The sequence below is a fragment of the Nissabacter sp. SGAir0207 genome (assembly GCF_005491205.1).
In the GTDB taxonomy this organism is placed as follows: Bacteria; Pseudomonadota; Gammaproteobacteria; order Enterobacterales; family Enterobacteriaceae; genus Chimaeribacter.
The window spans coordinates 348,556-364,833 of record NZ_CP028037.1 but is presented as its reverse complement, the minus strand read 5'-3'; the positions used below and the strand labels follow the sequence as shown (position 1 = coordinate 364,833).

At 61.4% G+C, this 16,278-nt stretch carries 12 protein-coding genes; 4 read left to right on the top strand and 8 right to left on the bottom strand.

Annotation, left to right across the window (positions count from 1 at the left end; translation table 11 throughout):
* The first annotated feature begins 19 nt into the window (after window positions 1-19).
* The 3 genes from C1N62_RS20835 (at window position 20) to C1N62_RS20825 (ending at window position 3,647) form a co-directional block, all read left to right on the top strand.
* Complete coding sequence (locus tag C1N62_RS20835) at window positions 20-1,093, top strand: AraC family transcriptional regulator (protein WP_137765638.1); 1,074 nt, start codon at window positions 20-22, stop codon at window positions 1,091-1,093.
* Window positions 1,094-1,220: 127 nt separating this feature from the next.
* Window positions 1,221-2,735: a sodium:proton antiporter gene (locus tag C1N62_RS20830; RefSeq protein WP_137765637.1), complete on the top strand. Its 1,515-nt coding sequence runs from the start codon at window positions 1,221-1,223 to the stop codon at window positions 2,733-2,735.
* A gap of 72 nt (window positions 2,736-2,807) precedes the next feature.
* Window positions 2,808-3,647, top strand: a complete 840-nt coding sequence (locus C1N62_RS20825; protein WP_137765636.1) for a PhzF family phenazine biosynthesis protein — start codon at window positions 2,808-2,810, stop codon at window positions 3,645-3,647.
* Here the strand turns inward: C1N62_RS20825 and C1N62_RS20820 are convergent.
* Entirely contained in the window at window positions 3,644-4,585 is a 942-nt protein-coding gene (locus C1N62_RS20820; RefSeq protein ID WP_137765635.1) for a LysR family transcriptional regulator, read from the bottom strand. The two genes, C1N62_RS20825 and C1N62_RS20820, sit on opposite strands and share 4 nt — an antisense overlap.
* A gap of 129 nt (window positions 4,586-4,714) precedes the next feature.
* Here C1N62_RS20820 and C1N62_RS20815 point away from each other — a divergent pair, with 129 nt between their 5' ends.
* On the top strand, window positions 4,715-5,104 hold the full coding sequence (locus C1N62_RS20815; RefSeq protein ID WP_137765634.1) for a tautomerase family protein: 390 nt from the start codon (window positions 4,715-4,717) through the stop codon (window positions 5,102-5,104).
* A gap of 46 nt (window positions 5,105-5,150) precedes the next feature.
* Here C1N62_RS20815 and C1N62_RS20810 read toward each other — a convergent pair whose 3' ends face one another.
* The 7 genes from C1N62_RS20810 to opgC form a co-directional block, all read right to left on the bottom strand.
* Complete coding sequence (locus C1N62_RS20810; protein ID WP_137765633.1) at window positions 5,151-6,986, bottom strand: ABC transporter ATP-binding protein; 1,836 nt, start codon at window positions 6,984-6,986, stop codon at window positions 5,151-5,153.
* A 190-nt stretch (window positions 6,987-7,176) separates the two neighbouring features.
* Window positions 7,177-10,965 (bottom strand): FAD-dependent oxidoreductase, encoded by a 3,789-nt coding sequence (locus C1N62_RS20805; RefSeq protein ID WP_137765632.1) that lies wholly within the window; start codon window positions 10,963-10,965, stop codon window positions 7,177-7,179.
* Window positions 10,966-11,615: 650 nt separating this feature from the next.
* Window positions 11,616-12,062, bottom strand: coding sequence for an ATP-binding protein (locus tag C1N62_RS20800; RefSeq protein WP_137765631.1), 447 nt, complete (start codon window positions 12,060-12,062; stop codon window positions 11,616-11,618).
* Between the two features lie 10 nt (window positions 12,063-12,072).
* Window positions 12,073-12,414 (bottom strand): STAS domain-containing protein, encoded by a 342-nt coding sequence (locus tag C1N62_RS20795; RefSeq protein ID WP_137765630.1) that lies wholly within the window; start codon window positions 12,412-12,414, stop codon window positions 12,073-12,075.
* Window positions 12,411-13,703, bottom strand: a complete 1,293-nt coding sequence (locus tag C1N62_RS20790; RefSeq protein ID WP_370465613.1) for a PP2C family protein-serine/threonine phosphatase — start codon at window positions 13,701-13,703, stop codon at window positions 12,411-12,413. Before C1N62_RS20790 ends, C1N62_RS20795 begins: the two co-directional genes overlap by 4 nt.
* Window positions 13,704-13,713: 10 nt before the next feature.
* Window positions 13,714-14,577 (bottom strand): hypothetical protein, encoded by an 864-nt coding sequence (locus tag C1N62_RS20785; RefSeq protein WP_370465619.1) that lies wholly within the window; start codon window positions 14,575-14,577, stop codon window positions 13,714-13,716.
* Between the two features lie 223 nt (window positions 14,578-14,800).
* On the bottom strand, window positions 14,801-16,012 hold the full coding sequence (gene opgC, locus C1N62_RS20780; protein WP_137765629.1) for an OpgC domain-containing protein: 1,212 nt from the start codon (window positions 16,010-16,012) through the stop codon (window positions 14,801-14,803).
* Window positions 16,013-16,278: the final 266 nt, after the last annotated feature.

The window sequence follows — 16,278 nt, the reverse complement described above, 5'->3', positions numbered from 1 at the left end:
TTTTTGACAGGAGCACGCCATGAACCTTGCCGAGGCGCTTACCCATCCCGACACCTTTCCTGCCCTTGCCCAACCGGCCTTTTCCGGCCATCAGGGCATTTTGGCCGCCGCCGCCAGTGGGCTGGAGGCATTTATCGCCCGGCAGGGTGGCGACCCGGAGCGTGTGCTCGGCGTGTGCCACATCCCGCCCTCCCTGCTCAACCAGCCGACCCAAAGCCTGACGCTGCCCGGTTACTGCCGGGTGATGGAGGAGGCCGCGCGCCAGACTGGCTTTGACAACTTTGGCCTGCACTATGGTTTGCAGTTCAAGCCACAGCAACTCGGCCTGCTGGGCTATGTCGGGCTGTGCTCCGCCACGGTCGGGCAGGCGCTGCACAATGTGGCATTCGCCTTTCCCTGGCACCAGCACGCCACCCTCACCCGGCTGGTGGAGCTGGAGGGGTGCGTGCGTTTTGACTACCAGATCCGCCACGGCGCGATTGTCTCCCAGCGGCAGGACGCCGAACTGACCATGGGCATGGTGCTGAACCTGCTGCGCCATGCGCTGGGGCCACAGTGGTCGCCCAAAGAGGTGCACTTTGAGCACCCACGGCCTGAGAACTGGCACGAGCACTGCAAATACTATGACGCGCCGGTCTACTTCGACCAGCCGGTTAACTCACTGTTTATCCCGCGCGCCGACCTGCTACGGCCAATGCCCGAGAGTGACCCGGTGCTGCTGATGGTGATGCAGGATGCGATGCGGCGGCTCAACCAGAGCAGCCAGCCGCTCTCCGTGGTGGAGCAGGCGCGCTCCGCCGTGCGCCAGCACCTGCCGCAGGGTGAGCCGGTGTTGGAACAGGTGGCGGAGGCGCTCGGCATGTCCGGCGGTTCGCTGCAACGGCGGCTGGGCGAGGCGTCGCTTAACTTCAGCCGACTGGTGGAGGGCGTGCGCCAGGAGCTGGCGACCCACTATCTGGCGCAGCGCCACCTGCCCATCTCCGAACTGGCGTTCCTGCTGGGTTATTCCGAAGTCAGCGCCTTCTCGCGCGCCTTCCGCCGCTGGTTCGGCAGCAGCCCGCGCGCCTGGCGCCAGCAGTGCCCGCCTGCCTGAGCGGCGGGCCGCTTTTTTCCTCATCGCCCCAGCTAACTTGCCGCGCCTGCTACACTTTTAGGGATTTCACCACAGAGTGCCGCTTACAGGCACCCCGGTTTAACTCTGGACGATGAGGATAGAGGTTATGGATTTTTTAGGCTGGACAGCGGCGACAGGCGGGTTGCTGTTGCTGATGTCATTGGCATCAGGGTGGATTAACCGCAGCCCGGTCAGCACTTTCGGGTTGTATCTGGCGGCAGGCATCGCCTGTGGCCCCTGGGTGTTCAACTTGTTGCGCATCGACGTGGTCGATCACTCGGTGCTGGTGGGGCGGGTAACGGAGATTGCGATGGCCGCCTCGCTGTTTATTACCGGCCTGAAGCTGCGGCTGCCGTTCAAGACGCGCAGTTGGCGGATGGGCGCGCGGCTGGCCTTCCCGGCGATGGTGCTGACGGTGGGCGGCGTGACGCTGGCGGCGCACGCCATGCTCGGCTTTAGCTGGCCGCTGTCGCTGGCCTTTGGCGCGATTGTCGCGCCGACCGATCCGGTGCTGGCCAGCTTGATCTCGGTGAATGACGCCAGCGACAACGATGACCTGCGCGTGGCGCTCTCCAGCGAGGCGGGCATGAATGATGGCTCGGCGCTGCCGTTCCTGATGCTGGCGTTGATGCTGATGGCTTCCAGCGGCGACCTGACGCTGGCGGAGTGGGGCCACTGGGCGCTGGTGGATGTGCTGTGGGCGGTGGCTGGCGGTCTGGGCATCGGTTTTGGCATGGGCCGACTGATTGGCCTGCTGGCGACCCTGCTGCGCAGCAAGCAGCGTGACGTGGCACCGAATGATTTTCTGGCGCTGGCGCTGATCGCCCTGAGCTACGCCGCCGCGCAGGGTCTGGGCGCGTCCGGCTTTTTGGCGGCCTTTGCCGCTGGCGTCGGCCTGCGGCGGGCCGAGGTGGTGGTGATCAACCGCCATCCGCCCGATGAGGTCAGTGATCATGACGCCTACCCACCTGCCGAGGAGCTGGTGAACCCCAACCGGCGGCATATGATCGATGACGGCGGCCCGGCCAAGTCGGTGGGGCTGGTGGTGGGCGACGCGCTGGCCTTTGGCGACATCATGGAGCGCATCTTTGCCGCTGGCATCGTGATTGTGCTGGGCATCACGCTGGCGCAGCACTGGCACTTCCAGGGGCTGCTGATGGCGGCGGTGCTGTTTATTGTCATCCGCCCGCTGTCGGTCTACCTCGTCAGTATCGGCTCGGAGATGCCAGCGCTGCGGCGCTGGCTGATTGGCTGGCTCGGCATCCGTGGCATCGGCAGCATCAACTACATCGCCTACGCCTATACCCACGGGCTGGGCAACAGCCCGGACGCCACCCGCATGGTGGACATCGCCTTTACGGTGATTGCCGCCAGTGTGATCGTGCACGGCGCCACCGTCACGCCGTTGCTGAACCTGCGGCAGGCGCGGCGCGCGGCGGCAGAGGAGCGCGCCCGGCAGATTGATGAGGAGCGTGAACGGGAGGAGCAGGCACGACAGGAGGCACGACAGGAGGCCTGTGAGACCCGGCAGCACGAGGAGATGGAGAGCGAAAGCGAGGCACAGGCGCGGCAGGAGGCACAGCAGGATGCCTGTGAGACTCGGCAAAAGGATGAAAAATAGTGCAGCCCCGCGCCTTTTCTTGCGTTCCACGTTACTCTGATCCTCTCTTACCCAGTACTGAGGCGTGAAACCATGGAACATCAAACTATAAAACGTATCGCGGCTTTTTCAGATGGCGGACAGGGCGGCAACCCGGCGGGTGTACTGATCGCGGAAACCCTGCCCGGTGAGGCGGAGATGCAGCGCATCGCCGCCGAGGTGGGCTACTCGGAGACCGCATTCCTCGCGCCCCATGAGGATGGCTGGCGGGTACGCTACTTCGCGCCAGAGATCGAGGTGCCCTTCTGCGGCCACGCCACCATTGCCGCCGGTGCGGCGCTGGCGGAGCAGTTCGGCGGCGGCCGCTACCGTCTCTACCTTAACAATGGCGATATCAGCGTGGAGGGCGAGATACAGCAGAGTCTGGCCGCCGCCAGCCTGCAATCGCCGCCAACCCGCAGCGAGCCAGTGCCGGAGGCATTGCTGGCGGAGGCGCTGGCGCTGTTTGGCTGGCATGAGAGCGATCTGGACACCCGCCTGCCGCCAGCGATGGCCTACGGCGGTGCGAGCCACCTGATCCTGCCGGTGCGCCACCGCGCGACGCTGAAGGCGATGCAGTACGATCAGGCGCAGGGCAAGGCGCTGATGGAGGCGCACGGCATCACCACGTTCTGTCTGGTACATGCCGAAAGCCCAACCCGCTTCCATGCGCGTAACCCGTTTGCCATCGGCGGGGTGTATGAAGATCCGGCCACCGGCGCGGCGGCGGCAGCGCTCGGCGGTTACCTGCGTGATCGCCAGTGGCCGCACCACGGCGAGGTGGAGATTATTCAGGGCGAGGATATGGGCGCACGCTCCCTGCTGCGCATCCAGATCAGCGACCAGCCGGGCGGCAGTATCCGCGTCTCTGGCACCGCCCGCACCATCAGCTAACCCGGCTCGCGGCGCGCCTCCGGGCCAAAGGCCTCGCGTAGGAAGGCGGTGAACGCCGCCACCGCGCGCGGCACTTGGGCGCTCCAGGGGCGCAGGATGTAGAGGCTGTCGGCAAAGGCCCCCACCGGCCGCCACGCTGGCAGCAACGGCGCCAGCGCCCCGCTCTCCAGCGCGGCGTGGGCGCTAAAATCCGGCAGCAGCGCGATGCCCATCCCAGCCACCGCCGCATCCCGGATCGACTCACTGTTGTTGGTGGCGAAATTGCCGCTGATGGGCACCGTCACCCGCTCGCCCCGCTCTCCCTGCGGCACAAACCCCCACTCCGGCAACTCCACGCCTCGCGGATAGTAGAGGCAGCGGTGCGCTGCCAGCGCCTGCGGTGTCTCGGGTGTGCCGTGGCGGCGCAGGTACTCGGGCGCGGCCACTACCAGCGTGCGGGTGGCGCACAGCCGGTGGGCAACGTGGGTCTCCGGCAGGCTGTCGCTGTGGCGGATCGCCAGGTCATACCCCTCCGCCGCCAGCGACACCAGCCGGTCGCTCACCTCCAGCTGGACGCGTACCTGCGGGTAGCGCGCCATAAACTCAATGATGTGCGGCACCAGCTGCTGGCGGGAGAAGGCCACCGGCGCGGTGACGCGCACCAGCCCACGCAGCGGCCCCTGCGCGTCACGCACGCTAATAAAGCTCTGCACAATCTGCGAGAGCGGCGCCTTTAGCTCCTCCACCAGTTTCTGGCCAGCGCTGGTCAACTGCATGGTGCGCGTGGTGCGCCGCACCAGCGGCACGCCAGCCAGATGCTCCAGCTCCTTGATCTTCTGGCTGACGGCCGCCTTGCTCACCTCCAGCCGCTCCGCCGCGCGGGTGAAACTGCCCTGCTCCGCCAGCACTGACAGCCAGTGCAGGTGCGTCCAGAGGGCATCGGGTTTTAGCTCTTTCATCGGCATTGTTCAAAATAGTGAATAATCATTTCAAGCATAGCGCTTTTTCCCACCGCCGTATTGCCTTAGTCTGATCCTCAGTGACGAGGCACGCCTCGTTGAAACCCGGATCGACCTGTGAGGTGAGCCATGCCATTATTGACCTTTGATATTCTCGAGGGACGCAGTGAACAACAGATTACCCAGATGCTGGACGCCGCCCATCGCGCAGTGCTGACCGCCTTTAAGGTACCAGAACGCGACCGCTACCAGATTGTTCACGAAAACAAGCCCTACCAGATGGTGATCCAGGATACCGGGCTGGGGATTGAGCGGACGGACAATATTGTGGTGTTACGGGTGTTTACCAGCCCGCGCAGCGAGGAGCAGAAGGCGCTGTTCCTGACCGAACTGTGCCGCGAACTGCATGAGCAGTGCGGCATTTTGCCGAGTGACGTGATGGTCTCATTTATCAGCAATACGCGCTCGGACTGGAGTTTCGGCAACGGCGTTGCGCAGTATGTGACTGGCGAACTCTAGGCATGAAAAAGGGACGGCGTACCGTCCCTTTTGGCGATCGGGCCACTTAACGCGCGCCGACAAACCCGCCGGTCTGGTGACGCCACAGGCGGGAGTAGAGGCCCTGCTCCCCCTGCAACTCGTCGTGGCTGCCCAGCTCGGCAATCTGCCCCTTCTCCATCACCACCAGTCGATCCATCTTGACGATGGTGGAGAGGCGGTGGGCAATCGCAATCACCGTTTTGCCCTTCATCAGCACGTTCAGGCTCTCCTGAATGGCCGCTTCCACCTCGGAGTCGAGGGCGGAGGTCGCCTCATCCATGATCAAAATGGGCGCATCCTTCAGCAGCACGCGGGCGATGGCGATACGCTGGCGCTGGCCGCCGGAGAGTTTCACGCCACGCTCGCCGACGTGGGCATCCAGCCCGGTGCGGCCCTGATCGTCCACCAGCGACGGGATGAACTGATCGGCGTGCGCCCGTTTAATGGCGCGCTGCAACTCCTCCTCGGTGGCATCGGGCTTGCCGTAGAGCAGGTTGTCGCGCAGTGAGCGGTTAAGCAGCGCGGTGTCCTGGGTGATCATGCCGATCTGCGCGCGCAGGCTCTGCTGGCTGACCTGGGAGATGTCCTGCCCATCAATCAGGATGCGGCCGCCATCCAGGTTGTAGAGGCGTAGCAGCAGGTTGACCAGCGTGGACTTGCCGGAACCCGAGGGGCCGACCAGCCCGATGCGTTCGCCTGCACCGATGGTCAGGTTGAAGTCAGGGATCAGCGGCGTCCCCTCGCGGATGTAGTTGAACTTGGCGTGCTCAAAGGTGATTTCGCCGCGGGTGACGATCAGCTCTGGCGCGTTTGGCTCGTCGCTGACGGTGACCGGCTGGGTCAGCGTCTCCAGCCCATCCTGCACCATGCCGATGTTGCTGAAGATGCCGTTGACCACCCACATGATCCAGCCGGACATGTTGACCAGCCGCAGCATCAGGCCGGTTGACAGGGCAATCGCGCCGACGGTGATCAGGTTCTCCGTCCAGAGCCAGAGCGCCAGCGCGGTGGTGGCGACAATCAGCATCCCATTAAGGATGTTTACCGTCACGTCCATGCTGGTCACCATGCGGCTGGTGAGTTGCGCCTTGTGGGTCTGTTCGCGCAGCGCCTCGCGGGCGTAAGCCTCCTCCAGGTCACGCTGGGCGAACAGTTTGATGGTCAGGATATTGGTGTAGTTATCGACAATCGCCCCTACCAGCCGGGAGTTGGCATTGGAGGCGGCCACCGAGCGCGCCTTCACGCGCGGCACAAAGTAGTTAAGGCTGATGGCGTAGGCGACAATCCACACCAGCAGCGGGATCATCAGCCGCCAGTCGGTCTCGAGGAACAGCACCATCGCGCCGATGGAGTAGATCAGCACATGCCAGATGGCATCCACCGCCTGCACCGAGGAGTCACGCAGGGCGTTGCCGGTCTGGGTGATGCGCTGGGCAATGCGCCCGGAGAAATCATTGGTGAAGAAGCGCAGGCTCTGCCGCAGGATGTGGTTGTGGTTCTGCCACAAAATCATGCTCGACATGCCGGGGTTGATGCACTGGTGGATCAGCAGGTCATGCAGGCCGATGAACAGCGGCCGCAGGATCAGCGCAACGATCAACATCCAGAGCAGCTCATGGAAGTGCGCCTCGAAAAAGTTGGCCGGCGTGGTGCCGCGGGTCAGGTCAATCAGTCGGCTCAGGAAGTCAAACAGGATCACCTCCAGCAGCGCACTGACCAGCCCGACAAACATCAGCGCCAGGAAGGTCGGCCAGACCTGCTTGAGGTAGTAAAAGTAGAAAGCCCATACCCGATTAGGCGGCGTTTCCTTCGGAGCTGGCTTGAAAATGTCGATCATTTTTTCAAAGCTGCGGTACAACATATGACGCCTCTCATCTCATCAAGCGGATTCCGGCCGGCACAGCGCCCGGCCAAGGTGACACTGTCACATAAAGTGTAGCCATATTTATCAATTATGAAGCGTCCATGTGCCGTTGCCGGTACTGCCGGTGTGGCGGGAGGGGGGAAAGCCGGAAGCCGGAAAGGCGCCCCGCGTGCGGGGCGCCCCACTGTCAGCTCCCTGTACCATCCTTACGTTGCAGGGCTTTCACTTTCTGCGCCGCGTTCTTGCCGGCGACAAAGGCATGATCTGAATTGTAGTACTCCCACTCACTATAGCGACCCGACAGCACGATATCGTGCTTCGCCAGCCAGCTGCGCACCGTCGAAACGTGTTTGGCGCGGGTGTGGTCGTAGATCACATAGGCATACGGCATATCGACGATGTTGGCCGCCAGCACCTTGTCCTCTTTGGTGAACATCCCAACCTGGATGCACTCCTCGATGCAGCGGTCAATCAGCGCCTGCCCATCGACCGGCAGCGGTTTATGCGGCGAGTAGGTGATTTCGCAGGTGATGCCGAAACCGCCCGGCGGGTTGCAGTGCGGGCTGGCGTTGCCCTGCACAAAGATGCGGTGGAAGATGGTCTCTTCCGGGTAGTAGATCCAGTGCTTGTCGGTCAGGTTTTCGCGGCCAATCCCCAAGTTGACGCACTTGACGGAGATGTGTTGCAGCCCTTCGGCGGCCTCACGGATCTCCGCTGGCGCGGCGTCACCCATCATGCGGATCAGCTCTGGCAGCGGCAGGGTGCTGATCAGGTGGTCATAGCGGTAGCGGCGGCCATCGGCCAGCGTCAGGATATGCTCACGCGGCTGCACCTGGATGATCTTCGCGCCAGTCTCCAGTTGCCCGTCGATGTGCGGCAGGAAGCCCTCCATCAACGCCTGGAAGCCGCCACGCAGCGGATAGCCGAAGCGCGCGTTTGGCCCCATCGGTGCGCCGACTGGCTCCAGCGCCCCCTCAATGATCTGCTCCAGATCCGGCAACGGCACGCGGCCACCCAGCCAGGAGGTTTCCATCTCGGAGAGCGGCACCGTCCACAGTTTTTTGTTGTAAGGGATGGCGAAGTGCTTGCCGATGCCCTTGCCCCACACCTTGTGGATGAACTCTTCGAAGTTTTTCGGCTCGCAGCCCGCGCCATCCACCACCGTGGTGTTCTCATCCGGCGCGCTGCCGTCAGCGCAGCAGTCATCCAACGGTTTCACCACCGCGCCCGCTGGCTGTTCGGCCGCGCCGTAACGCGCCTCGATTGCCCCGACGATGCACTCTTTGATCACTTCCGGCGGCAGGCCGTAGAGCGCGCCCTGGAACGGATAGCGGGTGTAGACGTTTTTGCTGTAGACCCACGCCTCACGGTTCTGCCAGTGCAGGTTGTCCCCCAGCAGCATCTCGTAAAGCTCCAGCACATAGGGGTCATTGGAGAACATGATGTGGCCGGCGAAGTCAAAGGTGAAGCCATTGTCTTCAATGGAACGGCACCAGCCGCCGACGCTGTCATGGCGCTCCAACAGCAGCGCGCCGGGGCCATAGTGGTAGGCGGCGCTCAGGCCGGTTGGGCCAGCACCGGCAATCAGGCAGGGAATGCGTACCGCGTCATTCGGGCTGGTGGTGCTCAGCACTGAGACGTTGGAAGCGTCCATCTCGGTGCGGGAGACCGGCGCAATGTCCTGATGAACCGGGTGGCGTTTATGCAGCAGGGACTCATCCATCAGCGTCGCCATCTGCTCCGCCGTGGCATCCCACGAGGTGGCGGCGATGCGCCCGCGCATCTGCTCACCGCTTTCCGCTTTTTCGGCATCTGTCAGCGCCAGGGCGCGCTCACAGGCGGCGATAAAGCCCTCGGTATCGTAGCCGATGGCCACCACGTCACCATGCGGCTCCACCACGTCCTTAATGGCGGTACTGACGATCGGCAGCTCGGCGGCCATGTACTCCAGCACTTTGGTCGGGCTGATGAAGCGGGTGGACTCATTCAAGGCGAACGGCAACAGGCAGACATCCCAGTCAGCCAGGAAGTGCGGCAGCGCCTGATAGGTCTGCTGGCCGTAGTAGTGGATGTTCGGGCGCTGCGGCAGGCTGGCCGGGTCGATTTTTACCACTGGCCCTACCATGCAGAGTTGCCACTCGGGGTGGCGGTCTGCCATCGCCGCAATCAGGTCGAGGTCGAGGCGCTCGTCCAGTACGCCGTAGAAGCCAAGGCGCGGGTGCGGCAGGTGCTGCTGGTCAGGGTGGCCGTTATTGCGGTCGCGCGCCTGCTCAAAGTGCACCGCGTCCACGCTGCTCGGGAAGCAGTAGCTGTTGTCATGGCGGCCCTGTTTGGCGGCATGAAGGCTCGGCCCGCCGGTAAACAGCAGGTCAGCACGCGCCAGCAGGGCGGACTCACGTTGCAGCAACTGTTTCGGCGCGTTTTTGAAGGCGGCCAGTTCATCCATGCAGTCATAGACCACCAGACTCGGGGTCAGGGAGTTGAGCAGCGGCAGCGCCATCGGCGTATAGAACCACGCAATGGGTTCACTGCCATCTTTGATCAGGTTCTCCAGCAGGGGTTGCAGCACGGCGATCTGGTCGTCGTGGAAACCGGGGGCGTGGACCGGCGTATGCGGACGGTAAACGGTGATGTTTGGGGCGGGAGTCGAGGTTTCCAAATAGGGCGCCCCTTCGTCAAACACGGGCTCCTCAATAAAGAGGATCCGATGAAATTGTGCCAGCCGGCTCAGCAGCTGCTGGGGCCGTTGATAGACAAAATCCCAACGCAAATGACAAAACACAACGATAGTCGACATAGAGCTTTCCTGGCCCGGTGGGCTGTTGGTGAAACACAGTTTCGAATGGAGCCGATGCAACATGCCCTGCGCGCGGCGCAAGGCGGTTGCATAGTGAGGAACCAGCACCCTGGCATGGGGATCGGGGCCAAGGTAGTCCAGATCCCACAAACCGCTGCGGTGCCAATGTGCAACGTTGTCCCAATCGGGACGATCAATAATCGGATAGAGGCAAATGCCGCGGACATCCACGCCGATCATTTGGGCCTGCGCCACTTCAGCGGTGATGTCATTGATCCAGGTGCCGCGGCCACTGCCAACATGGCTGGTTTCAGCCAGCAAAACAGGACGGCCATAACGTTGATGCAGTTCCAGTAACATCTGGTAGAGCGGTTTGCGCCGCTTGTCGCCCAGATGCCACCACAGTCGGGCTTCAGTACCTCCCTCCCACTGGTTACTGTGATAGTAGTTCGCGCCAATCAGATCCAAATAGCGCGGCGAGCCGCCCAGCTCCGGTGCCAGGCGGCCGCAAATCATGTCCCAGGCGGCGTATTGCGCCTCACGTAGCCCCGCCACGGCCCCCTCCCACAGCTCCGGGTCAACCTCTGGCGGCACCAAATGGATGATCGGGTCACATTGCAGGATGCGCGCGCGTGGGTCAGCCGCCCAGATGGCGTCGCAGCCGGCCAGCGTGGCGCGCACCATCTGGCGTTTGGCAGCGTCGCCAATGCCAGCCTCCACGCCGGGCGGCGGCGGGAAGATGCCGTTTTCCATGCCCCAGCTGGTGAAGGAGATTTCATTGATGGGTGAATAGATGGGAATGTCAGAGAAGGGGGCCAGGTAGCGCGTCACCGCGTCGCAAAAGCGGGCAAAGCGCGTGATGAACTCCGGCGAGAAGAACGCCACATCCTCCGGGTAGCCATAGTGGCAGAACGTCCAGCAGATCTGGATGCCCAGCTCCTGCGCCACCCGGGCGCGCTCCTCCAGCGAGCTAAAATCAAATTCGCCATCCTTTTCAACCAACCGCCAACCAACCGTTTCACGCACGGTGCGGATATTGAACGGTATCAGTGCGGCATAATCTTCCCTTACCCGATTGAGGTGGCCTGTCGCCTCGTTCATTGACAGCGCCTCGCCCTGGGGGTTGATATGATCCGCACCTTCATATCCGGCTTGCCAGAAACTGGAAAATGGGGTCATCACTCACTTCCTTCTCGTCATTAACAGCCGCCCTGTACCGGCCAGCCTGTGACTACCAGACCACCGGGCAGTTGACAGCCCTTTGGGACAGCCGAACCCGATCACGCAGGTTTAAACGGCATGAATCACAACGGTAATGCTGTGTGGTGAGTGCTGGACAAAAGCAGCCAGCAAAAAAGAAGAAAGCAGAGAGGCCCCTTGGCAGCAAAACGCATCACCGCTCGCCACCGGGTCTCAGGCACTGGAAATGAACCCTGGGAGATTTGTAAGGCAGACGTGCCCTACTCCCCACTGATAGTTAGGATTTTTTAAGTATTGACGCACTGGGGATTTATGCACGAAATATGAAACAAAATAGGGCAATAAATTAAATAAAAATTATTTTATTCAAATTATTGCTCATCGTAAGAATTTTTAACTAGATGGAGGGGATTTATCACCGGAAATGACGAACAAATGCTCAGCGGTTATTTTCGCGGCCGCCACTGCGGTCAGGTCATTAATTGAGCAAAGTCTACCATGCCCCGTTCTGGCCGGGTAATAAAATACGCGGGCCACCGGGCTTTAGGAACAATGCCAGTCGGCGGGCGTCAGGCGCGTTACCATCCCAGGATGCCAGGATGCTGGAATCCCAGGATACTGTGCCACACCTACGCCAGCCGCTTGCAGAGCGTCAGGGTATTTTCGCCGTGGTCACTCTGGTAGCGCACCTCATCAACGCTGGCCTGAATAAACATGATGCCCATGCCATTCTCCGGCCAGCTCTCCATATCATCCGGGTCAATCGCCAAATGCTTCTCCTGTTGCAGCAGCGCCGCCGGGATGGGGGTGCCGCTGTCCACCAGCCCAATCTCCAGTACCCTCTCCTCCTCGCGGTAGCGCAGCGAGAGGCGCAGCGTGCGCGAGGCATCGTAGTGGTAACCGTGCTTGATCACGTTGGTCATCGCCTCACTCAGCGCCAGATCGAGCGGGAACAACCCCTCGTCCCCCAGCGTCAGGGGGCGGGCAAAATCGTCCAGGGCCCGGCTGGCAATCGCCAGGCTGTCGGTGACAGCGGGCAGCGTCAGCTCCACGTCCTGGGGCAAGCTCTCATACATGGCCGCATACCTATCGGTTGAGCAGTTTGTTCAACGCCTCTTCCTGAGTGGGGAACGTCATGAAGATCCGGTCCATGCGCGTCAGTTTGAACAGGTTGAGCAGGTTGGCGTTCATGGCGCACAGCGCCAGCGTGCCCTTGCCGTTGAGCGACTTCAAAATCGACACCAGCGCGCCGAGGCTGCTACTGTCGATGAAGTCGACGCGGCTAAAGTCAATCAGCAGCTCCGTGTCACCGCCGCGGATCATCTCCTGCACCGTCTCCTTGAATTTGTTTGATACTGACGCATCCAGCCGCCGCACCACCGGCATCACCAGGGTGACATGTTCATGTTTCGCTGTTTCGACAATCATGGTTTTTCCTCTTGCTGCACAAAGGAGGATGTCCGCTCTATCACCAGCAGCGAGACATCATCATTCAGGTTGCTGTTGCCATATTTGACGCCGTTCTGCGGGTCTACCGCATCCAGTTGCACATTGCGCCACTCCAGCAGCGCCAGCTCCAGCTGGAGGAAGCGCTCGGCGCGCGGCAGGGCGTGGTTGTCGCCCAGCAGTGCGCGCAAGCGCGCCTCGCCAAACTGCTCGCTCTCCTCGTTTTCGCACTCGCTGATGCCATCGCTGTAGAGGCAGAGGCACTCGCCCGGCTGGAGGGTAAAGGCGCAATCCTCCCAGCTCAGGGTGTCAAACAGCCCCACCGGCCCGCCCCCCTCGCCGATGGAGGTGGTGGCCCCATCCGCATGGACGATGAACGGGGTCGGGTGGCCCGCCTGACAGAGCCGCCCGCGGCCATCCAGCGTATTGATCACGCCGTAGATCATGGTGAAGTAGCTCTGCACGTCATCATTTTCGTAACAGAAGCGCTGGTTGAGCAGGCTGACCACCTCATGCGGCGGGGTGATCACGGCCCGCCCGGCGTCGTCGGTGCGCGCCAAAAAGTTCTCCACCGTGCGGCCATGCATAAACTGGCGGCCCACCGCCAGCGAGTGCATCGCCGCCGTGACGCCATGCCCGGCGACGTCGATGCAGTAGAAGCCAATGTGGTGGTCTGGCAGGGCGAAGAACTGGAACATGTCCCCGGAGACATAGGCGGAGGGAATGAAAAGCCAGTCGATGCTGAACCCTTGCAAGCTGACGTTGCGCGCCGGTAACAGCGAGTGCTGGAGCCGTGCCGCCGCCTGCAAGTCCGCCTCCATCTGCTGCCAGGCCTGCACCAGCTTGGCGTTGCGCAGCGCGAGGTTGGCCTCCAGCTTCAGGATGCGCTGGCCAGCATAGAGCCGCGCCTGCAACTCGCTGGCGTTGACCGGCTTGCTGAGGAAGTCATCGGCCCCCGCCTCAATGCCAGCGGTCAAATCCTCCACCGAGTGGCGCGCCGTGACCAAAATCAGGTAGACGTAGGGGGTGGCGTTGCGGTGGCGGATCGCCCGGCAGAGCGCCAGACCATCCATCACCGGCATCTCCCAGTCGCTGATGACCATATGGATCGGCTGCTGCTGCAACACTTCCAGCGCCTTCTCCCCTTGGTCGGCCTCAAACACCCGGTATCCCCACTTCTTCAACAAACTGGAGAGCAAAAACCGGTAACTGGAGGAGTCATCCACCACCAGAATGGTGGTTGGCTCGCGCTCGGCGCTCATCACTTGCATAGCACGCTCCTCAAAACGGGATGTAATAGATCAGGCTGATGGTGCCTTCGCGGAACAGGGCGTTGGCGTTGCTGCGCCACGGGTAGCGCGTCCCGCTGTAGTTGGTGTACTGGATGGAGAACGAGCCGGGGGTGTAGCCCGAATACCCAAAGCTGTAGGTGTAGTCGGAGTCCCACGGCTGCTGCTGCCGGCTATCAGGATAGTAGAATGCGCTGAACCGGAAGAACCAGTGCTGCACAAAGCTGTAACCACAGCCGCCCAGCAGGATACTTTTGTTGATTTTGCGATCGTTGTCCGCCAGCGAGTAGTAGCGCGGCACCCAGGTATAGCCCACCTGGCAGGTCAGCGCATCGCCCTTTTGCAACAGCAGGTACTTCTCCAGCTCCTTGGGCAGGCTGAACTTATACGCGCCCGTCCAGGAGCCTTGCTCCGGGTAAGTGCGCCGGTTGTTGGAGGTCGGGAAGAAGCGGTTATCGCCATAGTTGCCGTATACCAGACTGAAGGTGTTGGGGTGCCAGTCGTCATAGCCAAAGCTGTAGCGGAAATCGGCGCTGTATTTGTTGATGTCGCGCAGCGGCATACGGAAGGTGACGTTGGCAAACCAGTAGCTGAAGGGCGAGTATTGCAGGCTCAGCAGCAGCCGCTGGTTGATCTCATTCTTCTGGGACGCCGAATCCTGCCCGGTGGGGATGCTGACCCACTGATCCTTCAGCCCGCTGTTGAAAGAGAGCGCGCCAGAGAACTTGGCATCATCGCCATAGAACAGGCGGCCCCAGCGGCTGGTGAAAACGCGCACTTTCTCCGTGCTGCCGCCGCTGTTGACGGTGGGCTTCTGCGCGGCGGAGCCGACGTTGTCCGGCACGCTGCCGGGCACGGTTTTTTTGGTGGGATCGGGCGGCGGCTTGACGGCGGCGGCATGGCCAGAAAAGGGGTTGCGCCCCTGGCTCTTTTTGACCACCGGCGTGCTGGCCGTCTCCGCCGCCCCGCAGGCAGCCGCCACCGCCAGACAGCACAAGCCGCCCAGCCACCGGCTGCCCCTCCCCCGAACCCGTTTGCTCAAAGCCCCCATATCACCTCTGTCACGCTGCCACATCCACTCAATTTGGAATAAATTTGCCGCCCACCTCATACTTCGCCATCAGCCATAGCGCCATCAGGATGGCGGCATGTACCACGGTGTTGCGTATCCATGCCTGCTGCCACAGGTCAAAGTGCACCAGCTGGCTGGCCATCAGCACGAAGTAGACGTGGATGATGAAGGTGTAGAGCGAGTGCTGCCCCAGGGGGATCAGGAACCAGCCAACCGCCCGTTCAATGGGCCGCCACAGGTAGGTCAGCACCAGATAAACCGTAATGATCAGACAGAAGTCATCCAGCACCCGCATCGGCCCCAGTGCGTTTTTCGCCGCCAGCGTGCGGTAGAACCAGTTGAAGTCCGCCGGCGGGATGACATGCATCATCAGCGCTGGCGGCATGAAGGGGTTAGTGTGGTTCTGGGCAATGAACATCATCCCCAGCGCGAAGATCACCATCACCACGATCACAAAGTGGCCCATGCCGGTGCGCGCCAGCGAGGTCAGCTCATCCTTGTACCAGCCGCAGCACATGCCGAGCACATAGATCAGCTGCCATGCCAGCAGCGGGAAGGCGAACTCAAATTGTGACACCGTCAGGCGCACATGGTTGAACTGGTAAAATACATACAGCGCCAGTGAAATCAGCAATAACCAGGCGACCCGCCCGCGTGACAGCATCCAGAGCATCAGGGGGCTGGCGAGCAGCAAAAAGATATAGAGGCCGAGGATTTGGGTCTGGTGCGGCCCTATTTGTAGGTAGAGAATAATATTGAACCACGTCTCGCGAATTTGTGGCGTTACTGGAATTAGCGAGTAGGAGATACCGGCGTAGCGGTCAGTAAAATGGGTAATTTCAAAGGTATTAATAAAGGGCACCTGCGCCAGCAGCAGCACCGAAAGAATAATCACCAGATTCACCTGGTATATTTTCCACGCGCGCCGCACCAGGTTATAGGAAATAGTCAGCAGGTACTCTTTCTGCAAGCGTATACGGTTCAACATCCCCAGCATAAAGCCGGACATAATGACAAAGCCTTCCGCACCGGTGGTTAATCCCAGCCGCTCCCAGGTAAATATATTGAAAACCGACATCACCTCGGTATGGGCGACCACCATCATCACCAACGCAATGCCGCGTAGCATATCCACCCGCAAATCGCGGCGGCCCGGCACCGCATAGCGCCAGGAGACCCGTTCGGAAACGCCTGAAATGACTGTATCTTGTGCTGCCATACTCGCCCCGCGCACTCCGCAGATTTAGGTTAGGGAGATTACTGATTTCTAGAGTGTAGACGAGTTCCCCCGGCTAATCGGTGGGAAACTGCTTCGCGCCAAATTACGTGAGTCCTCTCACAGAATAGTAGGTGAAATTTGCGCTATGTCGCGGTTGTTTCGATAAAAAATAGCCTTGAAACCTTTTTTAGCTGCACTAGACTCAAATGACATTGCGCCATTGCCGCTTATCGGTAAAGAGCGCGAGGCCAATCAATAATACTTTA

Excerpts from the sequence above, each read along its gene's own strand:
- C1N62_RS20805 (WP_137765632.1), bottom strand. The coding sequence starts at position 10,965 with ATGACCCCATTTTCCAGTTTCTGGCAAGCCGGATATGAAGGTGCGGAT.
- C1N62_RS20830 (WP_137765637.1), top strand. The coding sequence starts at position 1,221 with ATGGATTTTTTAGGCTGGACAGCGGCGACAGGCGGGTTGCTGTTGCTG.
- C1N62_RS20795 (WP_137765630.1), bottom strand. The coding sequence starts at position 12,414 with ATGATTGTCGAAACAGCGAAACATGAACATGTCACCCTGGTGATGCCG.
- C1N62_RS20790 (WP_370465613.1), bottom strand. The coding sequence starts at position 13,703 with ATGCAAGTGATGAGCGCCGAGCGCGAGCCAACCACCATTCTGGTGGTG.
- opgC (WP_137765629.1), bottom strand. The coding sequence starts at position 16,012 with ATGGCAGCACAAGATACAGTCATTTCAGGCGTTTCCGAACGGGTCTCC.
- C1N62_RS20800 (WP_137765631.1), bottom strand. The coding sequence starts at position 12,062 with ATGTATGAGAGCTTGCCCCAGGACGTGGAGCTGACGCTGCCCGCTGTC.
- C1N62_RS20825 (WP_137765636.1), top strand. The coding sequence starts at position 2,808 with ATGGAACATCAAACTATAAAACGTATCGCGGCTTTTTCAGATGGCGGA.
- C1N62_RS20815 (WP_137765634.1), top strand. The coding sequence starts at position 4,715 with ATGCCATTATTGACCTTTGATATTCTCGAGGGACGCAGTGAACAACAG.
- C1N62_RS20820 (WP_137765635.1), bottom strand. The coding sequence starts at position 4,585 with ATGAAAGAGCTAAAACCCGATGCCCTCTGGACGCACCTGCACTGGCTG.
- C1N62_RS20835 (WP_137765638.1), top strand. The coding sequence starts at position 20 with ATGAACCTTGCCGAGGCGCTTACCCATCCCGACACCTTTCCTGCCCTT.
- C1N62_RS20810 (WP_137765633.1), bottom strand. The coding sequence starts at position 6,986 with ATGTTGTACCGCAGCTTTGAAAAAATGATCGACATTTTCAAGCCAGCT.